This window comes from Neptuniibacter sp. QD37_11, assembly GCF_047778105.1.
In the GTDB taxonomy this organism is placed as follows: Bacteria; Pseudomonadota; Gammaproteobacteria; order Pseudomonadales; family Balneatricaceae; genus Neptuniibacter.
On record NZ_CP180552.1, the window covers coordinates 884,716 to 906,613 of the forward strand.

20 protein-coding genes are annotated in these 21,898 nt (G+C 44.8%); 5 read left to right on the forward strand and 15 right to left on the reverse strand.

Annotated elements, in window-relative coordinates:
- Nucleotides 1–57: 57 nt before the first annotated feature.
- Genes ACMXYT_RS03895 through ACMXYT_RS03910 form a run of 4 tightly spaced genes read right to left on the reverse strand, consistent with a single transcriptional unit; the run spans nt 58 to nt 4,314 of the window.
- Nucleotides 58–1,182: a dihydrolipoamide acetyltransferase family protein gene (locus ACMXYT_RS03895; RefSeq protein ID WP_415911870.1), complete on the reverse strand. Its 1,125-nt coding sequence runs from the start codon at nt 1,180–1,182 to the stop codon at nt 58–60.
- Nucleotides 1,179–2,162, reverse strand: coding sequence for an alpha-ketoacid dehydrogenase subunit beta (locus ACMXYT_RS03900; protein WP_415883729.1), 984 nt, complete (start codon nt 2,160–2,162; stop codon nt 1,179–1,181). Before ACMXYT_RS03900 ends, ACMXYT_RS03895 begins: the two co-directional genes overlap by 4 nt.
- Entirely contained in the window at nt 2,159–3,241 is a 1,083-nt protein-coding gene (pdhA, locus tag ACMXYT_RS03905) for a pyruvate dehydrogenase (acetyl-transferring) E1 component subunit alpha (protein WP_415900314.1), read from the reverse strand. Before pdhA ends, ACMXYT_RS03900 begins: the two co-directional genes overlap by 4 nt.
- A 29-nt stretch (nt 3,242–3,270) precedes the next feature.
- Complete coding sequence (locus ACMXYT_RS03910; RefSeq protein ID WP_415900315.1) at nt 3,271–4,314, reverse strand: Leu/Phe/Val dehydrogenase; 1,044 nt, start codon at nt 4,312–4,314, stop codon at nt 3,271–3,273.
- Between the two features lie 407 nt (nt 4,315–4,721).
- Here ACMXYT_RS03910 and ACMXYT_RS03915 point away from each other — a divergent pair, with 407 nt between their 5' ends.
- Both ACMXYT_RS03915 and ACMXYT_RS03920 read left to right on the forward strand, forming a co-directional pair.
- Complete coding sequence (locus tag ACMXYT_RS03915) at nt 4,722–5,930, forward strand: L,D-transpeptidase family protein (RefSeq protein ID WP_415900317.1); 1,209 nt, start codon at nt 4,722–4,724, stop codon at nt 5,928–5,930.
- A gap of 18 nt (nt 5,931–5,948) precedes the next feature.
- Nucleotides 5,949–7,436 carry a hypothetical protein gene (locus ACMXYT_RS03920; protein ID WP_415900318.1) on the forward strand — a complete coding sequence of 496 codons (1,488 nt, stop codon included), beginning with the start codon at nt 5,949–5,951 and terminating at the stop codon, nt 7,434–7,436.
- A gap of 48 nt (nt 7,437–7,484) precedes the next feature.
- Here the strand turns inward: ACMXYT_RS03920 and ACMXYT_RS03925 are convergent, their stop codons facing one another.
- Complete coding sequence (locus ACMXYT_RS03925) at nt 7,485–8,717, reverse strand: tetratricopeptide repeat protein (RefSeq protein WP_415911871.1); 1,233 nt, start codon at nt 8,715–8,717, stop codon at nt 7,485–7,487.
- Between the two features lie 3 nt (nt 8,718–8,720).
- Complete coding sequence (locus tag ACMXYT_RS03930) at nt 8,721–9,071, reverse strand: hypothetical protein (protein ID WP_415900321.1); 351 nt, start codon at nt 9,069–9,071, stop codon at nt 8,721–8,723.
- A 211-nt stretch (nt 9,072–9,282) separates the two neighbouring features.
- Between ACMXYT_RS03930 and ACMXYT_RS03935 the strand changes: the two genes are divergently transcribed.
- On the forward strand, nt 9,283–10,935 hold the full coding sequence (locus tag ACMXYT_RS03935; protein WP_415900322.1) for a FecR domain-containing protein: 1,653 nt from the start codon (nt 9,283–9,285) through the stop codon (nt 10,933–10,935).
- Complete coding sequence (locus ACMXYT_RS03940; RefSeq protein WP_415900323.1) at nt 10,935–12,053, forward strand: CHASE2 domain-containing protein; 1,119 nt, start codon at nt 10,935–10,937, stop codon at nt 12,051–12,053. Before ACMXYT_RS03935 ends, ACMXYT_RS03940 begins: the two co-directional genes overlap by 1 nt.
- Nucleotides 12,054–12,081: 28 nt before the next feature.
- Here the strand turns inward: ACMXYT_RS03940 and purD are convergent, their stop codons facing one another.
- From purD to aroQ, 9 genes are all read right to left on the reverse strand, one after another.
- Complete coding sequence (gene purD, locus ACMXYT_RS03945; protein WP_415893654.1) at nt 12,082–13,368, reverse strand: phosphoribosylamine--glycine ligase; 1,287 nt, start codon at nt 13,366–13,368, stop codon at nt 12,082–12,084.
- Nucleotides 13,369–13,481: 113 nt separating this feature from the next.
- Nucleotides 13,482–15,062: a bifunctional phosphoribosylaminoimidazolecarboxamide formyltransferase/IMP cyclohydrolase gene (gene purH, locus ACMXYT_RS03950; protein WP_415897670.1), complete on the reverse strand. Its 1,581-nt coding sequence runs from the start codon at nt 15,060–15,062 to the stop codon at nt 13,482–13,484.
- Between the two features lie 37 nt (nt 15,063–15,099).
- Nucleotides 15,100–15,384: a DNA-binding transcriptional regulator Fis gene (gene fis / locus ACMXYT_RS03955; protein WP_415883738.1), complete on the reverse strand. Its 285-nt coding sequence runs from the start codon at nt 15,382–15,384 to the stop codon at nt 15,100–15,102.
- Between the two features lie 22 nt (nt 15,385–15,406).
- Nucleotides 15,407–16,393 (reverse strand): tRNA dihydrouridine synthase DusB, encoded by a 987-nt coding sequence (gene dusB, locus ACMXYT_RS03960; protein ID WP_415900324.1) that lies wholly within the window; start codon nt 16,391–16,393, stop codon nt 15,407–15,409.
- A gap of 149 nt (nt 16,394–16,542) precedes the next feature.
- Nucleotides 16,543–17,445 (reverse strand): zinc-ribbon and DUF3426 domain-containing protein, encoded by a 903-nt coding sequence (locus ACMXYT_RS03965; protein WP_415900325.1) that lies wholly within the window; start codon nt 17,443–17,445, stop codon nt 16,543–16,545.
- 6 nt (nt 17,446–17,451) lie between these two features.
- The gene (gene prmA / locus ACMXYT_RS03970) at nt 17,452–18,348 is read right to left on the reverse strand and encodes a 50S ribosomal protein L11 methyltransferase (protein ID WP_415900326.1); all 897 of its coding nucleotides are present in this window, start codon (nt 18,346–18,348) and stop codon (nt 17,452–17,454) included.
- A gap of 127 nt (nt 18,349–18,475) precedes the next feature.
- Complete coding sequence (gene accC, locus ACMXYT_RS03975) at nt 18,476–19,816, reverse strand: acetyl-CoA carboxylase biotin carboxylase subunit (RefSeq protein ID WP_415900327.1); 1,341 nt, start codon at nt 19,814–19,816, stop codon at nt 18,476–18,478.
- 32 nt (nt 19,817–19,848) lie between these two features.
- Nucleotides 19,849–20,292: an acetyl-CoA carboxylase biotin carboxyl carrier protein gene (gene accB, locus ACMXYT_RS03980; RefSeq protein WP_415900328.1), complete on the reverse strand. Its 444-nt coding sequence runs from the start codon at nt 20,290–20,292 to the stop codon at nt 19,849–19,851.
- Between the two features lie 39 nt (nt 20,293–20,331).
- Nucleotides 20,332–20,772, reverse strand: coding sequence for a type II 3-dehydroquinate dehydratase (gene aroQ / locus ACMXYT_RS03985; protein ID WP_415900329.1), 441 nt, complete (start codon nt 20,770–20,772; stop codon nt 20,332–20,334).
- 317 nt (nt 20,773–21,089) lie between these two features.
- Here aroQ and ACMXYT_RS03990 point away from each other — a divergent pair, with 317 nt between their 5' ends.
- Nucleotides 21,090–21,860, forward strand: coding sequence for a ParA family protein (locus tag ACMXYT_RS03990; RefSeq protein WP_415911872.1), 771 nt, complete (start codon nt 21,090–21,092; stop codon nt 21,858–21,860).
- Nucleotides 21,861–21,898 lie beyond the last annotated feature (38 nt).

Here is a 21,898-nt window from a genome sequence, read left to right on the forward strand (position 1 = left end):
GACTCTAAAACTTTCCTTAAGGTTTCATCGTTTAATAATCTTATGATTTATAAGGACTTATATTTCTTGTAGTTCAAGGTTTTGGATAAACGTAGCTAGAAATCGAGCCGCTTCGCCGCCAGTGAGTGCGCGGTGATCAAAGGTAAGTGAAATAGGAAGAATACGATGAATTTTTATTTCCTCACCTACGGCTACAACTTGTTTGCGAATAACGCCTGCACCAATAATTGCCACTTGTGGGGGAACCACAATTGGATTTGCGTAACGTCCGGCAATAGTGCCGAAATTACTCAACGTGATTGTGGCTCCTTGTAGTTCAGAAGCAGGGATCGTTCTGTTTTTGACATCTGTACGGAGAAGATTTAATCCTTCTCGTAGATGGGAAGGTGAGCGGTTACTAATGTCACGTAATACTGGAACAAATAATCCCTGTTCTGTATCAACCGCGATACCAAGATCAATTTTGGAATGTATTCGCCGACTGAGGGTATTGCCATCAAACCACGAATTAATTGCTGGTTCTGTTGTGCAGGCTTCTGCTATGGCATGGATTAACCGTTGTGTGATATCTGTGCCTTTAGGCCAGCTATTAATATCTGCATCTTCATGAATAGTGACAGGCACGACTTCACTATGCGCTTTGCTCATGACCTGCGCCATATGCTTACGAACCCCACGTAAAGGCTCAGCTTTGCCATGGGTTTGATCCAGTCGAGCGGCTTGTTCAACGTCTTTTGGCGTGATGTTGCCTTGTTGTCCGCTACCTTTTACTTGGTTTAAATCGATATTTAAGCGTTTGGCTAAGGCTCTTACTGCTGGTGTCGCTTTCTGTGTTGTTGCACTGATTTGGCTGCTTGGAGCGGCACCAATAAAGAAGGAATCTTGAGTAGTGGAGTCTGTGTTTGCTTGTGGAATTTCACCGACAACAGTACCACTGTCACTGTCTTCTTCACCTTCAAATTCCAATAGGGGCTCTCCAGTGTGGATAACATCACCTGGCTGCCCAAATAGATGCGCTATCACACCTGCTTGCGGAGAGGGTACTTGAATAATCGCTTTGGCTGTTTCTACAGACAGGAGTACTTGGTCTGTTTCTACAGAATCACCTTCTTTGATATTCCATTCCACAATTTCTGCTTCAGGAAGTCCTTCGCCGAGATCTGGTAGTTTGAAATATTTCATGCGAACTCCAATGTCTCATTGATACTGTCGATGATGTCTTGAGTGTTAGGTAGGTAGTGATTTTCAAGACGGAAATAGGGCATAACAGTGTCATAACCCGTTACCCGAGCAATAGGCGCTTGTAGATCTAAGAGTGCTCTCTCTGCGATGGTTGCAGCTATTTCTGCACCTATACCCGCATTTCTAGGGGCCTCATGTACAATCACAACGCGCCCCGTCTTTTTCACGGAGGCTAGAATTGTAGTCATATCTAAAGGGCTGATACTGGCTACATCGATCACTTCACAGTGCACACCTTTATTTTGGAAATGCTCTGCTGCTGCTAATGTTTCTGTGATCATTGCACCCCAGCTAATTAACGTAATATCTGAGCCCTCACGTAGCGTAAAACAGCTGCCTAAAGGCAATGCTTCGCCGTTATCTAAAATCTCTTGTTGCTGGCTGCGATAGATCCGCTTGGGTTCTAAAAAGAGCACAGGGTCTGGATCTCGAATGGCTGCTAAAAGAAGCCCGTACGCACGTGCTGGAGAGGAGGGAATGACGACCTTAAGGCCAGGAATGTGAGCCAAAAGGGCTTCAGTACTTTCCGAGTGATGTTCAGGGGCATGAATGCCTCCACCAAAAGGAGCTCTAATCACCATAGGGCAGGTGAGACGGCCGCGGGTTCTATTTCGCATGCGTGCGGCATGACAGATGATCTGCTCTAATGCGGGGAAGATAAAGCCCATAAACTGGATCTCAGCCACTGGTTTCAAACCTTGGCTGGCCATACCTATACTCAGCCCTGCGATCATAGACTCTGCTAATGGCGTGTCCATTACGCGCTTAAGGCCAAACTCATCTCTTAGATTCGCGGTAGCGCGAAAAACACCGCCATTAACGCCAATATCTTCTCCCAATAGAACGATCTCCTCGTCCCTTCGCATCTCTGAGGCCAAAGCTAGATTGACCGCTTCAAGAAGACATACTGAATGTTTCATGATGCATCCTCCTCAGCATGGCTAGCATTTGGCATCGCCTTGATTGTCGCCCAGTCCCTCTGTTCGATGAGATGCTCGGGTAGCTCGGCATACATGTAATCGAACATGGACTCGGGAGCTTGAGGATCAATTGCTAAATACTTTTCTGCTGCTTGTTGGACGAGTTGCGTGATCTCTTGTTGAAGAGCTTGTTCTTTCGATTCGTCCCAAAAGCCTTGAGTAACCATGAAGTTACGCAAGCGTTTTACTGGTTCTTTCTCCCAAGCTTGTTTCAGCTCTTCGTTATCTCTATAACGGGTCGCATCATCCGCTGTAGTGTGATCACTTAAGCGGTAGCTTATGGCTTCAATCAGGGTGGCTCCTTTGCCGTCATAAGCACGCTGTAAAGCTTGAGTTACTGCCTCACGCATCGCAATCACATCGTTACCATCCACTTGCATACCGGGAATTCCAGCGGCTTGTGCTTTGTCAGCTAACTGAGCTGCAGCGGATTGAATTTTACGCGGTACCGAGATAGCCCACTGGTTGTTGTTGATTATAAAGACTACAGGCAGTTGCCATACCCCAGCGATGTTTAGGGATTCCATAAAATCCCCTTTAGAGGTGCCGCCATCGCCAATTAAGGTCACAGCAGCCTGTTTTTGATTGCGAATTTTTAGCGCTGTAGCAACACCGCAGGCATGTAATGATTGAGTGGCGATCGGAACTGAGTTGGGGAAGTCCTTCTTCATCTGGGGTGATGCATTGCCGCGTTCATCCCCACCCCAATATAGAAGAATATCTTCAAGGGCGAGCCCTCTAATCATCTGGCAGGCATGGTTTCGATAGTAGGGCACGAGAACATCTTCTTCGCTCATGCAGAGTGCTGTTGGAACATCGATACCTTCTGAGCCTAGTAGGGATGCGTAAGTGCCCAATTGTCCTGTACGTTGTAGCGCGATGGCTTTAGCGTCAAACTGTCTAGCTAATACCATGTTGTGATAGCAGCGTAGGAACCAATCAGGTGATTGGCACCATTGTGGCAAGCGCTGTGTGGGGTTCCCCTCACTATCTAAATATTGCAGTGGTGCGTGACTCATAACTCATCCTCCTAACCGCTTTCATTAGCTTAAGCTGCGGAATTGAAATCGTTAGATGCACTGATGATTTGTTCAGCCTGGTGATTGGCTAGACGATGTACACCTTGCTTAGCTTGCGCTGCGTTTTGATAAAGTTGGGTGAGAGAATCACCTATTTGAATAACTTTTTGGCGGATTTCTCGGCTGTTCTGTTTTGAATATTGCAGCGCTACAAAAATTAAACCGCCTGCGTTGATCAGATAATCAGGTGCGTAAAGGATATCTTGTGCGGCTAGCAGGTCGCCGTGTTTCTCTTCCGCTAGTTGATTGTTGGCTGAGCCAGCAATGATGGATACACGAAGTTGCTGTAGGGTCGTGTCGTTTATGATTGCTCCAAGCCCACAAGGGCAGAAGACATCAGCATCGACTGCGTAAATCTGATCTGGTGACACGCTTGCTGCATTAAAATTTTTCTCGCATTGAGTTACTCTAGCTTGATCAATGTCGGTGACCGTCAGTTTGGCTCCGGCTTGATGAAGTAAACGGGCTACTTCAAAGCCTACATGGCCTAAGCCTTGGATACTGACGTGCACACCTTTCAGTGACGTTCGATTTAACTTGAATCTGACGGAAGCTTTAATCCCTTCAAACACGCCGAGTGCGGTATAGGGAGAGGGATCGCCAGTGGCTTGAGTGCAGGTTACAAAGGAGGTGCTCTTTTGAATCTGATCCATGTCGCTAATCTTAGTACCGCTGTCCATTGCGGTAATGTATTCACCACCTAAACCATCAACAAATTGACCAAAGCGTTGCATAAGAGCGGCGCGGTTGAAGTCTGATTCGGGCTTGATAATAACTGCTTTAGCACCACCGTGGGGAAGCCCTGCGAGTGCTGCTTTATAGCTCATGCCACGTGCCAATCTGAGCGCATCTGTAATGGCTGCATCGTCATTGTTGTAGTGGATAAATCTGCAGCCGCCGATTGCGGGGCCACGTAAAGTCGAGTGAATGGCAATAATAGCCTTGAGGCCCGTTTCAGGGTCATGACAAAAATGAAGGCGTTGTGTGCCATTGCTTTCCATCTGTTCAAACATCACGGGGTCCTCCGTCTGTATCTACAGGAAAACATCAAATTCGATCAGTTAATTGGTGATTGGTGGGTCGCACTTTTACCAACTAACTGAACTTTGTATGCGGTAGTGTGTCTTTTGGATCTCTACACTTTTGGAATAGCACAGTTTTAGGCAAATTTCAGATTGAAAAATTCAAAATAAATTGCCAAATCTTTTGGTTTTTGCAGTTGCGAAAAGGGCTGAAGGTGTGACGTTTCGCTGAATTTAACTAGGGTATTGCTAGAAAATTACTGCGAAAACAAAAAAACTTAAAAGCTTCAAATTTAGTAGTGGAAAAAGCATTTTTTCAAGGGCGATAGAGTCCCATTCAGGATGAATATCGTTATAATCATTGGTTAATAAAAAATAGGTTGGGGCTTTCTGGATAGATGAAAAAAAGTTTCGTTTGTACTGTAGTGATGTTGGGCGCACTGGGTATTCCTCAGAGTAGCTTATTTGCTGAAGAAGCTGCTCCCTATGGAATCTCAGAAGGGAATGAAGAGTTACTTTTAAGTGGCTTAAATAACCTCAAGAGCCATGAGCTCGATTCGGCTTTATCGGATCTTAAAGAGCTTACCGAACGTCGACCTGATTTCCGTCTAGCTCAGCTTGTGTATGCTGATATTCTAGCAGCGCAGGCTCAAGGAGCTCCACTAAGCAATAAACGTGGCGCCCATCAACAAAAGATCGAAGGGTTAATTTCTGAAGCAAAAGCTAGATTGCTAATGGAAATGGAAAAGCCTTCTGCAGATATGCTACCTGCAGACATGTTGACTTTGTCTCCAGATCAAAAGCATATCATCATTGTTGATACCCGTTTATCGCGCCTTTTCCTATTTGAAAACCAAAACGGTATTCCTGTACTTGTTAAAGACTATTACGCTTCGTATGGTCGTGGTGGTACAGGAAAAGAGGTCGAGGGTGACCTTAAAACCCCTCTAGGTGTTTATTTCACTACCAGCCGATTAGAAGATGAGAATTTACCCTCTCGTTATGGGTCCGGTGCATTGCCGATTAATTACCCTAACGTATGGGATAAGAGGTTAGGACGCACGGGTTATGGAATCTGGCTTCATGGCTCCCCAGTGGAAACTTACAGTCGTCCACCTAAAGCAAGTGAAGGGTGTATCTCCTTAACCAATCCTGATTTTATTGAACTGGATAACACGGTTAACTATCTGAACACGCCTGTTCTAGTTGGTCATAATGTTCGTTGGATAAAGAAAGCTGATTGGCTTGAACAGAAAGAGCGTTTCACTAACTTGGTTGAGCGTTGGGCGTCTGATTGGGAAAGCCTTGATCATCAGCGCTATATCGAGAACTATTCTCAAAATTATGACGACGGTAAACGTAAATATTTGCAGTATTCCAGCTACAAGAAACGTGTGAATGGCTCGAAAAAATTTGTAGATATCGATCTGCAAAACTTGAGTATCTACCGGTATCCAGATAATCCGAATCTGGTTGTAGCTACATTCCAACAAGATTACAAAAGTAATAACCTTTCTGGCAGCTCAGTAAAGCGCCAATACTGGACTTTTGATCAAGGGCGCTGGCGTATTGCTTATGAAGGTAAACCATCAAAAGGCAGACCTTAAAATCTCAGGGGGTTAGGTTTGAGCGATTCAAGTTTAAGTTCTGCTGAGCTACTACTGATAAATTTATCTGATCATCAGGTCATTCGTATTGAAGGATCTGCACGTTGGATGGAAAACCTGGCAGATCAAGTTAAACAAACTGAACTTGATACGCTTGAGATTAAAGACCTTCAGGCTTTGGATGTTGTACAGGATAATCTTGCCAAATTTCTTCAAGTGGAAGCTGGCGTTTCTTTTATTCGGCAGGAATTAGAATGTTGGTTGCAGCATGGGCGTCGTCTATGCATCATTGTTAATAGTGATGATGTTAGTACAGAGGCTCTGACTTATTTATTAGGTCTTCCTTCTATCTGTGATGAAACTGGTCCCGCGGTAACAATCATTTTATTAAGCACGCCGGAAATCGTTTCTGTATTCAAATCTTCTTCGTTACTCGCCAGCAAGTTGGATGGTTATTACCAAGAGGAAGTAGATTCCAGTCCTGTGTCTGCAGGTGGAAACAAGCCTCTGGTTGCTATTGGAGCTCTAGCGGTTGTTTGTCTAAGCGCTGGTGGATGGTATTGGTTTGATGCCCAGCAGGACTCCTTGGCTCCTGCGGCAGTAGCAAAAAGTACGGAGAATTTATCTCCTAAAATTGTTGAAACGGAGATTACTCGATCCTCGCAAAGTGAAAAGGTATCGATAGCTGAGCATCCACAAGATACCAAGGCAGCTAAGCCCGTTATCCCTGAGGAGAAGACGGAACTTGCAGCAGAACCAAGCGTTACTAAAGTTAAAACTGCACCTGCTGTTGTTAAGTCTCCTGAGCCTGTAGCGGTTGAAAAAAAGCTTAACCCAGAACTTGTGGCTTCTTTGACGGCTACAGTGGAGCAAGCTAAACAGAAACGTGATAAAACGTTACAAAGTTCGATAGAGCAAGTTAAAAAAGCTCAAGAACCGTCTAAGGTAGTTGAGCCAGCAAAAACTGCTGATGCTTTAAAAGTAGCTGAAGCTGAGCTGAAAAAAGGGACACTACCTAAATCAGCGGTCGCAGCTATTCAGCCTAAAGATGTTTCACCTATGCCTTCTGCTGAACCTCAGCCGCAAACGAAACCGGTGACTGAGTTTGTGGTGAAGCCTGGCCCTAAAGAAAATAATGTAAAAGCTGTGCGCGAAGTTTTTACCACTTGGCATACTGCGTGGGAGCAGCAGAACTGGGATAATTACATCAACAGTTATCTTCAAAATTCTACGTTGTATGGCGTGAAAATGTCACTTGAAGAGTGGCGTGAATTTCGTAAAGATCGTTTACTTTCGCCTGATTGGATCAAGTTAGAGATTAAATCTCCGAAGTTTACTCGTCTTAATTCACATTGGTACAGAGTCGAGTTTTATCAACGTTTCGAGAAACCTGGTTATGCTGATGAGACCAATAAGCGTCTAGAGCTGACCCTCACGTCTGCTGGTTGGAAGATCGCTTCTGAAGCTACCAAAGGGACTGTTGTGCTAAAACGCCCTAGGCTGTAAATTTTCTAGATACAAAAAAGCCCCTTTCTTAAGGGGCTTTTTTGAGGTCTATTTAAGTAAGCCTAAGCTTTTCTCTAGGCTGATCTTCCACTTATCGTCGACTTTAACCAGTATTAGACGCTTTTTAACCGCATCTTTAAAGTTATCCGACTGGTAGTGTTGATTAAAGTGAGCTTCTGCCAAGTTCTCTCTGAGAATCTTGATATTGATCTGATCCAGTTCAACACGAATGAATTTAGGTTTACTCAAACGCTGAGCCCGCTGTTGAACCCACTGCTGATGGCTTAATTTAGCATTTGGACGGTAAAGCGCTGTATAAGAGTTTACATAACTTGAGTGATCTTTGTTGCTCCAAGCTCCAGCCCAATTATTGATGTGCGCTAATACCTCAGATTCCGGTAAAGCCTGAACCTCAAGCCTAGTTACTTCAGGAGCTGCATTTGTTTGTTCTTTAATTTCAGCTGCTTCATTGCCTAGTGCTTCTGCTTTTGATCCTAGGGGTGAGGTCGTCGTAACGGGTGCAGCTGGGAGTTTCTCTTTTGGTTCAACTGGCTGAGGTTGCGCTTTAACTTTTTCTACCGCTGCAATATCTATCGGTTGTTCAGAGACTGCTGAAGCCATAGGGGCAGAAGTGTTGTCCTGGATACTTGGGGGGTGGTTGATCATGGCAAGGTTTGGACCGTGCTCAACAGCACTTAAGTCCAATGCTTTGTTATAGGCTTTTGATGCCATTGTTGCATAAAGCTCTTTCAAGTTAACGTGAACTTGTGCGTAGCTTGGGTGAGTCTGGAACGCTTGCTGAAGTGTTTCTATTGCTTGAGGGAAATTACCCTCTTCAGAATAGATCACTGCCAAGTTGTTAAAGGCTTCTGGGCGATCAGGATGAGATTGAGTTAGAGCCTGAAAGATGGATTTAGCAGCAGTTTTATTGCCTTGGTTGTTCAGGATAATCCCCTTGGCTAGTAAGGCAGAAGATAGATTAGGTTGTTGAGCTAGTAAAAGCTCAATTTTAGCTAGAGCCTCTTGATTTTTGCCCTGTTGGCTAAGTTTCAAACTTTGTTCGATAGCTATAGGTGAGTTGGTTAGGTTGGGGGGAGTAATGCTAACGGTAGCAATATACTCTTGAGAACCTTCGGGTATTTGTTGGGTCTTGTAAGTTTGAAGAAACTTAGGTTGTAGGTTGTTAGAGAGATTGCAGCCAGTAAGTAAGGACACTGCGAATAAGGTACTTATCGTTGTACGTAGTAAATTTTTGCCTGATTTACATTTAAAGTGGGTCATGTATTACTGCTTCTCATGTCTTTGCCGAGTGGAACCTACTGAATCATTGTACTCTTTTTGTTCAGCAAGCCATGTTTTTATCTCAATTAACTTCAACCACATCCAAACTTCATCAATTTCAGTTGAGCGCATATCAGGCTGCGGAGCTGCTTTATCAGGGTCGCAGCTAAATTCATTTGCTCTTCCCCCCTTATAACAGTATTGCCTCTCAGTAGGGGTTGAGGTAGACGAAGGGTCATTAGCTTGCTGGTTAATTGGTATATAGCTACAAGCGGTTAACAAACAAACTGAAGCTAAAATGCTTACTGTTATGTGCCAGAAAGGATTCTTGGTCATTATTTCTAATTTCAGCATGTATTCAGGAATGTTTTTTAATATTGATGGACCGATTATACGGATATAACTATTGATGTCATATTCAAACAGTTGTTTTCAATAGTGGCCGAACTTTTTAATAAGTGGGAGAATGTATTCTCATCAGAAAACAGGGTGCTATGGGCAACTTTTTACCCATTAGATACTAAACCTTACGCATTGAGTTGGTGTTTAAACAGGAACTCGTCGAGTGATTAAACTAGCGCAAAGTTACGCTTTAATATTTTCCATACTCTTCTCTCAAGTTTCATTTGCTGAGCAGAAAAATGAATGGGTTTACGCGATGCAACCCGGCGAATCAGTCTGGAGTGTGGCGCATGAGCTGCTTACCGATTGGAGAGAATGGAAAACGATAGAGCGCCTAAATAATGTGCGTAATGATCGTCAAATGTCTCCAGGCACTGTTTTAAAAATACCGCGTAATCTAATTCAAGAAAAGCGCTCCGATATCAAAATCCTGGATGTGAATGGAGATGTCACGGCGCAGGTTAAATTGCGTGAAGGAAAAGCCAAAGCGTTACTTCCTTTGAGTCGTGGTCAGAGTTTATCTCAAGGTGACTTGATCAAAACAGCTGCACAAGCTTCTGTATTACTAGAGTTTGATGATGGTACTCAGGTGCTATTACTGGGCGAAAGTGTGCTTCGTATTGAACAAGCAACGGTGATCGGAAACAAGCGTAAGGTTGTGGATATTAAAGTTTTCCTAGAGGAAGGAGAGGCTGAAATTCGTGCCAATCCAGCTAAAGTTCCGGGCTCTCGTTTCTTGATCGATACGCCAGTTGCTTTTGCTACGACAAAGGGCACTACCTACCGAGTGAGAGCTGAAGGGGAAAGTACAGCAGCTGAGGTAACTCAAGGTCTAATTGGTGTAGGTAACAAGTTAGGCGCTACCAATGTCCGTCAAGGGTACGGAACTTTGACTAGGGCTAATCAGCCCCCTAAAAAACCGAAAAAGCTTCTACCAGCGCCTGAATTGCCGGAAATAGATGATGTGATCCGTTATCTACCGGGAAAATTGGCTTGGAATAAGCTGGATGGTGCTGCTAAGTACCGTAGTCAAATCTCTCCAGACCAAGCATTCACGGCAATTGTATACGACCAGATCTCTGCTCATCCAAAAATGGGTTTACCTGCGGCCTTAGAAGATCGCTCCTATTGGATTCGTGTGAGTGCAATCAGTGCTGACGGTTTGCAGGGATTATCTGCGTTAAAGCAGATTAATATTGAAGCGCGTCCTTTCCCGCCTGTCCGTCAGGGACCTATGCCTGCTGACTCTCTCTATGTTGGTGATATTGAATTTAGTTGGTCTAAACCAGAATTGGCAGATTCCTTTGTTTTTGAGATTGCTAGAGATCAAAGCTTTACTGAGATTGTCGATAAACAAGAAAATATTACGGAGACTCAGCTTGTTGCAGTTGTGTCAGAGCCGGGTAATTTCTTCTGGCGCGTGAGTAGTGTAACGGCAGAAGGTAAGCGTGGTCCTGTCGGTCATGTAGGCTCTTTTAAAGTTAAACCGGTACCTCCAAAGCCGGAGATGAGAGAGCCTGTAAGAAGTGAATCAGAGATCTCTTTTAGTTGGCAGGAAGAGGAGGGTGTAAGTTTCTATCAGTTGCAGCTTGCAAAAGATAAAGCGTTTAAGCAGCTTGTTGTTGATAACAAAACTGAGCAGGCAAGTTTAGCGATAGATAAGCCGCAAGCAGGTACCTACTATTTACGCGTTAGGTCTATCGACGCTGAAAATTACGCGGGTGAATGGACAGAACCTCAAGAGGTGGTTCAGCCGGTAGAGAATTGGTGGCCAATGATCATTAGTGGATCACTCTCTCTGCTCTTGCTGTTGTAATGCTGATTAGATTCAAGCAAATACTTTTATTAATCCCGCCATTGCTTTGTGTAGTAATGGCGGGATTGTCTTCTCTACCTGAAACGTTTGATCGCTTTATTTATGATGCTTTGGCCAAGCATTATTCCCCAATTAATTTTCAAGATCGTTCAGTTGTTTTAATTGATATAGATCGTCGTAGTTTAGAGGCGTTTTCTGGCTGGCCTCTTGATCGCTCTATTCATGCTCAAGCAATCGAGCGGCTCAGTTCTGCTCAAGTTTCTTCTGTAACTTACAACGTTGCCTTCATAGCATACGACGGTCCTCAAAACTCTTCTGATCAAGCCCTTTTAAGTGCTATTCGTCAAAACGGTAAAGTTATTCTGCCTATGCTTGCGGAGCAAAATCAGGAAATGTTGCCTTTTAATGGCGTGAAGGTGAGTGGTGCCAAAGTAGCGCACTCTGAGCTCCCGTTGGATCCAGATGAGATGTTAAGGCGCAACTATATGCATGCGGGAATTGGTTTTCCCCGTTGGCCAAATGTTCCTCTAGCGACCTTAAGTATTTATGCACCGGTAAAAGCTGACGATTTTTCTGGATTAAGAAGCCCTTATCTTAATTTAGGGTTTAGCCGTCGATGGAGCAGAGATTATGAAGTATTGATCCCATTGGGGATTGAAAGATTTCTGCAACAGACACCGCGTTATAGCTTGATTGATTTGGTTAATGGGCAAGTGGATTTTAATGCTCTAAAGAACAAGGCTGTTTTTGTTGGCATTGCTGATGCTCAACTGGAACCCAAAAAATCCTTAGCACAGGGGATGTTCTCCGCGACAGAGGTTCATGCGTTTAATTTTGCTGTGTTGAATCAAGGCTATGCGTTATCCCCATCTTTGCCTATATGGGCTGCGGCACTAGGGGTTTTAGTTACGCTGTGTATTGGCTTAGTGAGTTTGGTTTCGATGCCGATATGGCTGAACTTATCGTTTATTGTAACAGGCGTTGTTTTGATGACGGTGCCGTTGATGATGGTTAGCGTAGGGTATTGGCTCAGTTACTTGCCTATGTTGGTGGGGCTTGTAATCGTGCTCTTGTTGAGTGGCGCTAGGTTTATGTTGGCAAAAAAAAGCCCTGAATGATCAGGGCTTTTCATAAGATTTTATTCGCTTAGCTGTTTTGCTCACGAGCAATTGCGCGGTAAGCAATATCCTTGCGGAAGTAAGCGCCTTCCCAGCTAACTTTCTCTAGTAGTTCATAAGCACGTTTCTGTGCTTCTGTAACTGTTTCGCCAAGTGCTGTTACGCAAAGTACACGACCGCCTGCAGTCACAACGTTCTCACCATCAAGCTTAGTGCCAGCGTGGAAGATCTTAGTACCTTCAGGGCATTCTGCAGGGAAAGAGATTACATCGCCTTTGCCATAGTCACCTGGGTAGCCGCCTGCAGCCATAACAACGCCAACAGATTTACGCTCATCCCACTCAGCCGTTGTGTCAGCAAGCTTCTTATCAAGTGCTGCATTACATAGATCGACCAAGCTGGATTTTAGACGTAGCATAATGGGTTGAGTCTCAGGATCACCGAAACGGCAGTTGTACTCGATAACCTTTGGCGTACCGTCTGCTTGGATCATTAGACCAGCATATAGGAAACCAGTGTACTCATTGCCCTCCGCTTTCATGCCATTAACTGTTGGCATGATTACTTCGTCCATGATGCGCTGATCGATTTCTGCTGTAACAACTGGAGCTGGAGAGTATGCACCCATACCACCTGTGTTCAGGCCAGTATCGCCATCACCTACACGTTTGTGATCTTGGCTTGTTGCCATTGGTAGAACATTGTCACCGTCAACAATAACGATGTAAGACGCTTCTTCACCTTCAAGGAATTCTTCGATAACTACACGGCTACCGGCATCACCAAATGCGTTGCCCGCTAGCATGTCTTTGATAGCGTCTTCAGCTTCAGTCAACGTCATCGCAACGATTACACCTTTACCAGCTGCTAGGCCGTCAGCCTTAACAACGATAGGTGCGCCTTTTTCACGAACGTAAGCCAGTGCTGGTTCAATTTCAGTGAAGTTTTCGTACTCAGCTGTAGGAATCTGCTGACGCGCAAGGAAATCTTTAGTGAAAGCTTTAGAGCCTTCTAGTTGAGCAGCGCCTTCGCTTGGGCCGAAGATGCGCAGATCTTCTTTCTGGAAGTGATCAACGATACCAGCAACTAGCGGTGCTTCAGGACCAACGATGGTTAGGTCTACACTGTTTTCTTGAGCGAAAGTGCGTAGGCCATCTAGATCCATCACGTCGATAGCAACGTTTTCCATTTTGTCTTCTTGAGCTGTCGCAGCGTTACCTGGAGCTACGAAAATTTTAGCAACGTTTGCGTCTTGCGCTGCTGCCCAAGCCAGTGCGTGTTCACGACCGCCAGAACCAATAATTAGTACGTTCATTCTGTAATCCTTCTATGTAGAAAACCCCGCATCCAGTGTTTCTCTGGATCGGGGTTTAGGGCAATAAGCCTAAAGGGGATAAACCTAAGTGAAGGCTTATTGCTATCTAATGCTTAGTGACGGAAATGGCGCATTCCAGTGAAGACCATTGCCATGCCGTGCTCGTCAGCTGCGTCAATAACTTCTTGATCGCGCATAGAACCACCCGGCTGAATAACTGCTTTAATACCTGCAGCCGCTGCAGAATCAATACCGTCGCGGAATGGGAAGAAAGCGTCAGATGCCATAACGGAACCTTTAACTTCTAAACCTTCATCAGCAGCTTTGATGCCTGCAATCTTAGCACTGTATACGCGGCTCATTTGACCTGCGCCGATGCCGATTGTTTGGCCATCTTTAGCGTAAACGATAGCGTTAGACTTAACGAACTTAGCTACTTCCCAGCAGAATAGAAGATCACGGATCTCTTGTTCTGTAGGTTGTACTTTAGAAACAACTTTTAGTTCAGATGCATCTACACGGCCAAGATCAAGATCTTGTACTAGTAGACCGCCGTTAACGCGCTTGTAGTCGAAACCGTGTGCACGGTTAGCAGACCACTCACCACACTCAAGTAGACGAACATTTGGCTTAGTCGCCACAATGTCAGATGCTTCTTGAGTTACTTTAGGAGCGATAATCACTTCAACGAACTGACGATCAACGATCGCTTTCGCAGTGTTGCCATCCAATTCTTGGTTGAATGCGATGATGCCACCAAAAGCAGACGTTGGGTCAGTTTGGAAAGCACGGTTGTAAGCTTCAAGAATATCAGCACCAACCGCTACACCACATGGGTTAGCGTGTTTAACGATAACACAAGCTGGTTCTTTGAAAGATTTAACACATTCTAGTGCCGCGTCAGTGTCTGCAACATTGTTGAATGACAGTGCCTTGCCTTGTAGTTGGCGAGCTGTAGAAACAGATGCTTCAGCTGGCTCTTCTTCAACGTAGAAAGCAGCGCGTTGGTGAGGGTTTTCACCGTAACGCATATCTTGTGCTTTAACGAACTGAGTGTTGAAAGTACGTGGGAAGTCAGCAGGCTTCTCATCTTCGCCTTCAACGATTGCGCCTAGGTAGTTAGCAATCATGCCGTCATAACCAGCAGTATGCTCAAACGCTTTTACTGCTAGGTCAAAACGAGTTTTGTGCGTTAGGCCTTTTTCGGAATCGAGTTCAGCAACAACATTGTCATAGTCAGAAGCATTAACAACGATTGCTACGTCTTTATGGTTTTTCGCTGCAGAACGAACCATTGTTGGACCGCCGATGTCGATATTTTCAATCGCCATAGGTAGATCGCAATCAGGGCGTGCGATAGTTGCAGCAAATGGGTAAAGGTTTACAACAACCATATCGATCGGGTTGATGCCATGCTCAGACATGATGCCATCATCCTGTCCGCGGCGACCCAAAATACCACCGTGCACTTTAGGGTGCAGAGTTTTAACACGGCCATCCATCATTTCTGGGAAGCCTGTGTAATCGGATACTTCTACTGCAGGAATGTTATTTTCCTTAAGTAGTTTGTAAGTACCGCCAGTAGAAAGGATTTCAACGCCGCGAGCGTTTAGGGCTTGTGCAAATTCAACGATACCTGTTTTGTCAGATACGCTGATCAGTGCACGGCGAACGGGAGTGATGTTCTGTGCCATTGTGTCTGGATTCCGAGTAGTCTTAAAAAATTGTGGATTAAAGCAAGCCGTACTGTTTTAGCTTTTTGCGCAGCGTACCGCGGTTAAGGCCTAACAGTTGGGAAGCTTTAGTCTGATTATCTTTTGTGTAAGTCATCACTGTTTCGAACAGTGGTGCTTCAATTTCAGAAAGAACCATTTGGTACACGTCTGTCACTGGCTGACCGTCAAGCTGACGGAAATAGTTGTTCAGTGACTGCTCTACATTGTCACGTAGAGTCTGGTTAGTAGCTTCTGCTGGGTCGGACACGAGAGCCGGTTGCTTAATTTCTTTGTATTCCACAGTACTAAATATCCAATCTAAACTAGGCCGCAACGTTGTTTGCTAAAGCTTCATCGAAATACTTTTCGATAGCTGCGGCCTGATCTGCTGCTGTTTCTATAATATTAAATTGCTTGCGAAAGCTACTTCCGTTTGGCTGATTCTGCAGATACCACCCTACATGTTTTCGTGCGATACGAACGCCCATGTAGTCACCATAGAAACTATGTAGTTCCTGCAGATGAGCTAACAGAATTTCTCTAATCTCAACTAGTGATGGAGGGGGCAGGATTGTACCTGTTCGCAGATAATGATCAATCTCTCTAAACAGCCAAGGTTGACCTTGTGCTGCACGACCGATCATTACTGCAGAGCAACCAGTATGCTTAAGTACCCATTCTGCTTTTTCAGGAGAAGTGATATCTCCATTAGCAAAGACGGGAATGGTTATAGCGTCAGCAATACTGGCGATAGTGTCGTATTCTGCCGTCCCCTTATAGCCGCAACGACGTGTGCGACCATGAACTGCCAGTGCTTGAATACCTGCGTCTTCAGCTATTTTCGCAACAGTTAAACCGTTGCGATTGTCCTGATCCCACCCTGTGCGGATTTTCAGTGTGACTGGAACATCCACTGCCTTAACAACAGCATTGAGAATGTCTTTAACCAGTGGCTCATCCTTAAGTAATGCAGAACCTGCAGCTTTATTACACACTTTCTTAGCAGGGCAGCCCATATTGATATCAATAATTTGGGCACCGCGTTCTACATTCATTGCCGCAGCGTGGGCCATCATTTCTGGGTCGCCACCCGCGATCTGAACAGATCGAGGTTCGGCTTCACCGCTATGATTTAGACGAAAAGCAGATTTTCGTGATTTCCATAAGCGAGTATCAGATGTAACCATTTCCGAGACTACTAGACCTGCGCCCATACGTTTGCATAACTGCCGAAATGGTTGGTCAGTTACGCCAGCCATTGGTGCAAGAATCACCTGACTGTCAATGATGTATGAACCGATCTGGAACATAGCGAGCCTTAAAAATAGTTAATAAACACCCGCAGCGTCACGAATGACACTGTTAGTTGAGTGATTAGGGAGGCGAACAATCATACTCCTTAGCGCTAGGGTCTCCAAGGATTTTTTTGATGATTTTTTGAACAATTTGCCTTGATTTTTTATAGCGCTGGCGCTAGTAGCTCAAGTTGATAATTTATGCCACGCATGCCCGGTGACATTAGGTCTAGAGATATCTGGATAGGTTGGTGAGTGGGCATAGATTTGAGGTTAACGACTGACCTGTCTAGGTAAGATTCTGGCTGTAGAGTTCTACTTGCAACAGGTCGGCCTTTGAGATCGGAAAATGCTATATGCAAAGCTGGATAAGGTTGGTTGTGATTGGCCTCATTTATAAGCACTATATCTATAGTTATCGCATCAGCGATCTCTGAATGGGGGCGAATCAGGAACTGTTGATTGGTAATCTTGGCTGTATTGACCCGCGTAGGTATTTGGCAATCAATATGTTGGCAGACAGTATCGTATAGAGGTCGGTAAGTGTGGGTCCAATATAGATCGCCACGATTAAACCAAAGATGTTGTGCTACCAAGGTTAAGATGGCTAATACGCAACCAATAAACCACCAAGGAGAGGATGCTTTTGCGCCATTGCTCCGATTAAGAACTACAGGCTCTGCTTCAATGGTGAGAGTAGGAACGTCCGCAGCTGAGACAGTTTTAACTATCTCTTCCTGGTCTTTCTTTGTAAGGTTAGTTGCAGATGATGTATTAGTGACTGCTTTATCAGGCTTAGGTGATGTTTTCTCTTTCGAAATAGGTAGTTCTATATCTAATTTCTCAAAGGTGTCAGGAGTTTCATCTTCATGAACTCTTCTAGTTTTGGCCTTTTGTTGCGTGGTTGGTTCGGCACTTTGGGGTTTTTGTTCATATTCAACAGCGCAAAAGATAGCTAGACAGGCACCGCATCTTACCTGTCCGTTAGCTACCTTTAATTGCCCCGGTGTAACACGGAATTGTGTTTCACAGCTTGGGCATTGCGTGATTATGCTGCTTTTTTGCATCTAGATTTAACTGTGTTTTGTTCCTGTAACACGAATCCAACCCTCTTTTTCAGCGATTGGGTCAAGGTCAAACCATTCAGAATAAGTATTAATGATTTCTGTTGCTTGTGGACTTAAGAGGCCCGATAAGCAGAGCTTACCACCTGGGCTAACCAGTGCTTCAAGTGTAGGCGCAAGTTGAACTAACGGTCCTGCAAGAATATTGGCTACCAGCACTTCTGCTTTTTCAGGCGGTGTGTTTTCTGGCATGTATACATGTAGAGATTCGTCTTGCAGTTGGTTACGAGCAAGATTGTCTTTGGTTGCCTGCAGCGCTTGAGGATCAATATCGACACCGATAGCGCGCTTTGCACCGAGTAACAAACCTGCAATTCCTAAAATGCCGGAGCCGCACCCGTAATCGATTAAGAAATTGGTATTGCTGATATTCTGATCTAGCCACTCCAAACACAGCGCGGTAGTGGGATGTGTGCCTGTGCCAAATGCGAGGCCTGGATCGAGCATCAGGTTAACAGCATCTGCTTGAGGTGGTTCACGCCAGCTAGGGCAAACCCAAAGGCGCTCGCCAAACTGCATAGGATGGTAATTATCCATCCACTCACGCTCCCAATCCTTGTCTTCTAATATTTCAGCTTTGATCGAAGGTGCGGGGATCTCTGGGAATAGCTGTTCATGACCTTGCTTAATGTATTTAAGCGTTTCCTCAAGGTCATGTTCGGCTGAAAAAAGTCCGGTAATGGTGGTGTTTTTCCAAAGAGGGGTAGTGCCTAGGTCTGGCTCAAAAATAGGTTGATCTTCACTGTCTTCGAAGGTGACGGCGGCGCAGCCTGCACTAAGTAATAAATCTTCGTAAGGTTCAGATTGATCGGGGTTGGTTTGGATTTTGATCTGCAACCAAGGCATTAGTTTTCTTCCATATCAAGCGCTTAGATGAATTTATAGTATCGGTCATAATTGCAGATATGAACAGAATGTTTTGGGGCTAGATAACAAAAAACCCGCCGAGGCGGGTTTTTTGATTAAGTTTTGCTTACAGACCAAGCTTCTTCTCAAGGTAGTGGATATTTACACCACCTTCTTGGAATTTAGCGTCGCGAACAATGTCTTGCTGCAGAGGAATGTTGCTGCGAATACCATCAACTAGCATCTCGCCCAACGCAATTTCCATACGCTTAAGAGCTGTCTCACGATCTTCGCCGTAGCTGATTAGCTTCGCAATCAAAGAGTCGTAATGAGGCGGAACTGTGTAGCCGTTGTATAGATGAGAATCTACACGAATGCCATTACCACCAGGTGCGTGGAAGTGTTTAACAGTACCAGGACTTGGCAGGAAGGTCTTAGGATCTTCTGCATTGATTCGGCACTCGAAAGAGTGGCCCTGTACTTTAATATCTTCCTGTTTCAGTGAAAGAGGGTAACCAGACGCAATACGTAATTGCTCTTTCACAATATCAACGCCAGTGATCATCTCAGTAACAGGGTGTTCTACCTGTACACGAGTGTTCATTTCGATGAAGTAGAAGCCGCCATTTTCGTATAAGAATTCGAAAGTACCTGCACCGCGGTAGCCGATCTCGATGCACGCATCAACACAAGCTTGAAGTACTTGAGCACGCGCTTCTGGATCTAGGTGAGGAGCTGGTGCTTCTTCAACGACTTTCTGGTGACGACGCTGCATAGAGCAGTCGCGGTCGTATAGATGAACAGCGTTGCCTTGGCCGTCAGCTAGTACTTGAACTTCCACATGACGTGGATTTTCTAAGTATTTTTCCATGTATACAGTGTCATCACCGAAAGCTGCAGCAGCTTCGGATTGAGTTACATGGATAGAGCTGATTAGAGACGCTTCAGAGTGAACTACACGCATACCACGGCCACCGCCACCTGCAGCGGCTTTGATGATTACGGGGTAACCGATACGGCGTGCAATCTCATGAATCTCTTCTGGGTCGTCAGACAATGCGCCGTCTGAACCTGGAACGGTTGGTACACCTGCAGCTTTCATCGCTTCAATTGCAGAAACTTTGTCACCCATTAGGCGGATAGTTTCAGCTTTAGGGCCGATGAAGGTAAAGCCCGAGCGCTCAACCTGTTCAGCAAAGTCAGCGTTTTCTGCTAAGAAACCGTAGCCAGGGTGGATGCCTACAGCGTCGGTTACTTCAGCAGCAGCGACAATTGATGGGATGTTCAGGTAACTTTTAGGCGATGGAGCAGGGCCAATGCAGACGGCTTCGTCAGCTAGGCGCACATGCATTAAATCGCGATCTGCCTGAGAGTGGATAGCAACAGTTTTGATATCCAGCTCTTTGCAGGCGCGAAGGATACGAAGCGCAATTTCGCCTCGGTTCGCAATCACTACTTTATCGAGCATCGAATGGAGATCCTTGCTTTTGCGTTAGAGGCTTAAACGATAGTAACCAGTGGCTGGTCGTATTCAACAGGCTGGCCATCTTCAACTAGGATAGCTTCAATTACGCCTGCTTTATCAGCTTCAATCTGGTTCATCATTTTCATCGCTTCAACGATACAGATTACGTCGCCAACTTTAACTGTTTGACCTACTTCAGCAAATGCTGGAGAGCTTGGAGATGGTGCACTGTAGAACGTACCAACCATTGGAGACTTAACAACGTGGCCTGAAGTTTGAGGTGCTTCTGGTGCTGCTTCGGCAACTGGTGCAGGTGCTGCAGCTGGAGCTGCAACAGCAACAGGGGCTGCAACAGGGGCGGCTACTACGCTAGAGCCACGGCTGATACGTACAGACTCTTCACCTTCTTTAATTTCGATTTCGTTAATGTTGGATTCTTCCAACAATTCAATCAGCTTCTTGACTTTACGAATGTCCATTCTGACTTATATCTCTCTAAACTATCAGTATATTGTTTATTATTCGGCAATCTTTCGAACAGCAGATTGCAAAGCAAATTCATATCCCTGTGCACCTAAACCACAAATTACGCCATCAGCTACATCTGAGAGATAAGAATGATGACGGAAAGTTTCACGAGCGTGGACGTTGGATAAGTGAACCTCAATAAAAGGAATACTTACGCCCAATAATGCATCGCGAAGGGCAACACTTGTGTGAGTAAAAGCAGCGGGATTTATAATTATGTAAGCAACACCTTCGTCCTGAGCTGCATGGATGCGTTCGATCAGGACATATTCGCGGTTGCTTTGGCAATGAACCAACTCGTGCCCACTCTGTTTGGCTTGTTCAACCAAATTTTGGCAAATGTCATCCAATGTGTCTGATCCATATACTTCAGGCTCACGCTTCCCAAGAAGATTGAGATTAGGGCCGTTTAGCAGAAGGATCTTTGCCATGACTAGTTTCCAGAAAGTGGGCTGTTTTTCACGATTGAACCCATAGTTTGCCGTAGTCTCTTTATCTTGTCTACATCTAAGCAAGTTTTTGCTGTTTTGCTTCATTTTTACCGAAAATGCCTTCTAAATCCCTACGAAACATGAATAAAAAATGAATTATTGCTGTCTTTGTGTATGTGGTTTTTCTAATATTCGTTCTTTTGGCTATAGTTTGAGGTTTTTAGCTACAAGTTTGTTGACGTTGTCTTCAATATTGTGGATATTGCAATGCGGAAGTTGTGTTTTAAACAAACGGCAGCAAGTGAAGGATTCTGATAATGATTAGACGGGTTGTATTTAACCAGAAGGGTGGTGTTGGTAAATCCAGCATCGCAATTAACCTAGCGGCGATCAGTGCTGCGCGTGGTAAGCGTACTTTGGTTATTGATTTGGATCCTCAGTGTAATTCTAGTCATTATTTGTTAGGTGAAGATTATCAAGAGGTTACGCCGGATATACGTGATTTCTTTGAGCAGACTCTCACGTTTCAGTTGAAGCCCGAAGGGCCTCAATACTTTATTCACCAGACACCCTATGAAAATTTGAGTGTGATGCCGGCAAATGCAGAACTTGGTGACCTTCAGTCTAAGTTAGAGTCGAAACACAAAATTTATAAACTGCGTGATGCGTTAGATAAGTTGGCGGATGATTACGATGTGGTCTATATCGATACGCCTCCTGCATTTAGTTTTTATACTTTATCGGCGCTAGTTGCTTCTGATCGTTGTTTGATTCCGTTTGATTGCGATGAATTTGCTCGCCAGGCTTTATACAGCTTGTTGGCGAATGTGCATGAAACCCGTGAAGATCATAATGATAAGCTAGAAGTTGAAGGGATCGTTGTTAATCAGTTTCAGCCTCGTGCGAGTTTACCGAAGCGTATTGTGGGTGAATTGTTGGATGATGATTTGCCTGTGCTGGAAACCAAAATTTCTGCATCGGTTAAAATGCGTGAATCTCACGATGATACTTGTCCGTTGATTCATTTTGCACCTAAGCACAAATTAACTCAGGAATTTGTGACACTATTCGAAGAGTTAGCTCACTAAAGCTTAGTTTGGGCATAAAAAAAGCTGCATTAATGCAG

Bases quoted from the DNA above. Each gene is read 5' to 3' on its own strand.
- ACMXYT_RS03895 (WP_415911870.1), bottom strand. From the start codon at position 1,182: ATGAAATATTTCAAACTACCAGATCTCGGCGAAGGACTTCCTGAAGCA.
- ACMXYT_RS03900 (WP_415883729.1), bottom strand. From the start codon at position 2,162: ATGAAACATTCAGTATGTCTTCTTGAAGCGGTCAATCTAGCTTTGGCC.
- pdhA (WP_415900314.1), bottom strand. From the start codon at position 3,241: ATGAGTCACGCACCACTGCAATATTTAGATAGTGAGGGGAACCCCACA.
- ACMXYT_RS03910 (WP_415900315.1), bottom strand. From the start codon at position 4,314: ATGTTTGAACAGATGGAAAGCAATGGCACACAACGCCTTCATTTTTGT.
- ACMXYT_RS03915 (WP_415900317.1), top strand. From the start codon at position 4,722: ATGAAAAAAAGTTTCGTTTGTACTGTAGTGATGTTGGGCGCACTGGGT.
- ACMXYT_RS03925 (WP_415911871.1), bottom strand. From the start codon at position 8,717: ATGACCCACTTTAAATGTAAATCAGGCAAAAATTTACTACGTACAACG.
- ACMXYT_RS03930 (WP_415900321.1), bottom strand. From the start codon at position 9,071: ATGCTGAAATTAGAAATAATGACCAAGAATCCTTTCTGGCACATAACA.
- ACMXYT_RS03940 (WP_415900323.1), top strand. From the start codon at position 10,935: ATGCTGATTAGATTCAAGCAAATACTTTTATTAATCCCGCCATTGCTT.
- purD (WP_415893654.1), bottom strand. From the start codon at position 13,368: ATGAACGTACTAATTATTGGTTCTGGCGGTCGTGAACACGCACTGGCT.
- purH (WP_415897670.1), bottom strand. From the start codon at position 15,062: ATGGCACAGAACATCACTCCCGTTCGCCGTGCACTGATCAGCGTATCT.
- dusB (WP_415900324.1), bottom strand. From the start codon at position 16,393: ATGTTCCAGATCGGTTCATACATCATTGACAGTCAGGTGATTCTTGCA.
- ACMXYT_RS03965 (WP_415900325.1), bottom strand. From the start codon at position 17,445: ATGCAAAAAAGCAGCATAATCACGCAATGCCCAAGCTGTGAAACACAA.
- prmA (WP_415900326.1), bottom strand. From the start codon at position 18,348: ATGCCTTGGTTGCAGATCAAAATCCAAACCAACCCCGATCAATCTGAA.
- accC (WP_415900327.1), bottom strand. From the start codon at position 19,816: ATGCTCGATAAAGTAGTGATTGCGAACCGAGGCGAAATTGCGCTTCGT.
- accB (WP_415900328.1), bottom strand. From the start codon at position 20,292: ATGGACATTCGTAAAGTCAAGAAGCTGATTGAATTGTTGGAAGAATCC.
- aroQ (WP_415900329.1), bottom strand. From the start codon at position 20,772: ATGGCAAAGATCCTTCTGCTAAACGGCCCTAATCTCAATCTTCTTGGG.
- ACMXYT_RS03990 (WP_415911872.1), top strand. From the start codon at position 21,090: ATGATTAGACGGGTTGTATTTAACCAGAAGGGTGGTGTTGGTAAATCC.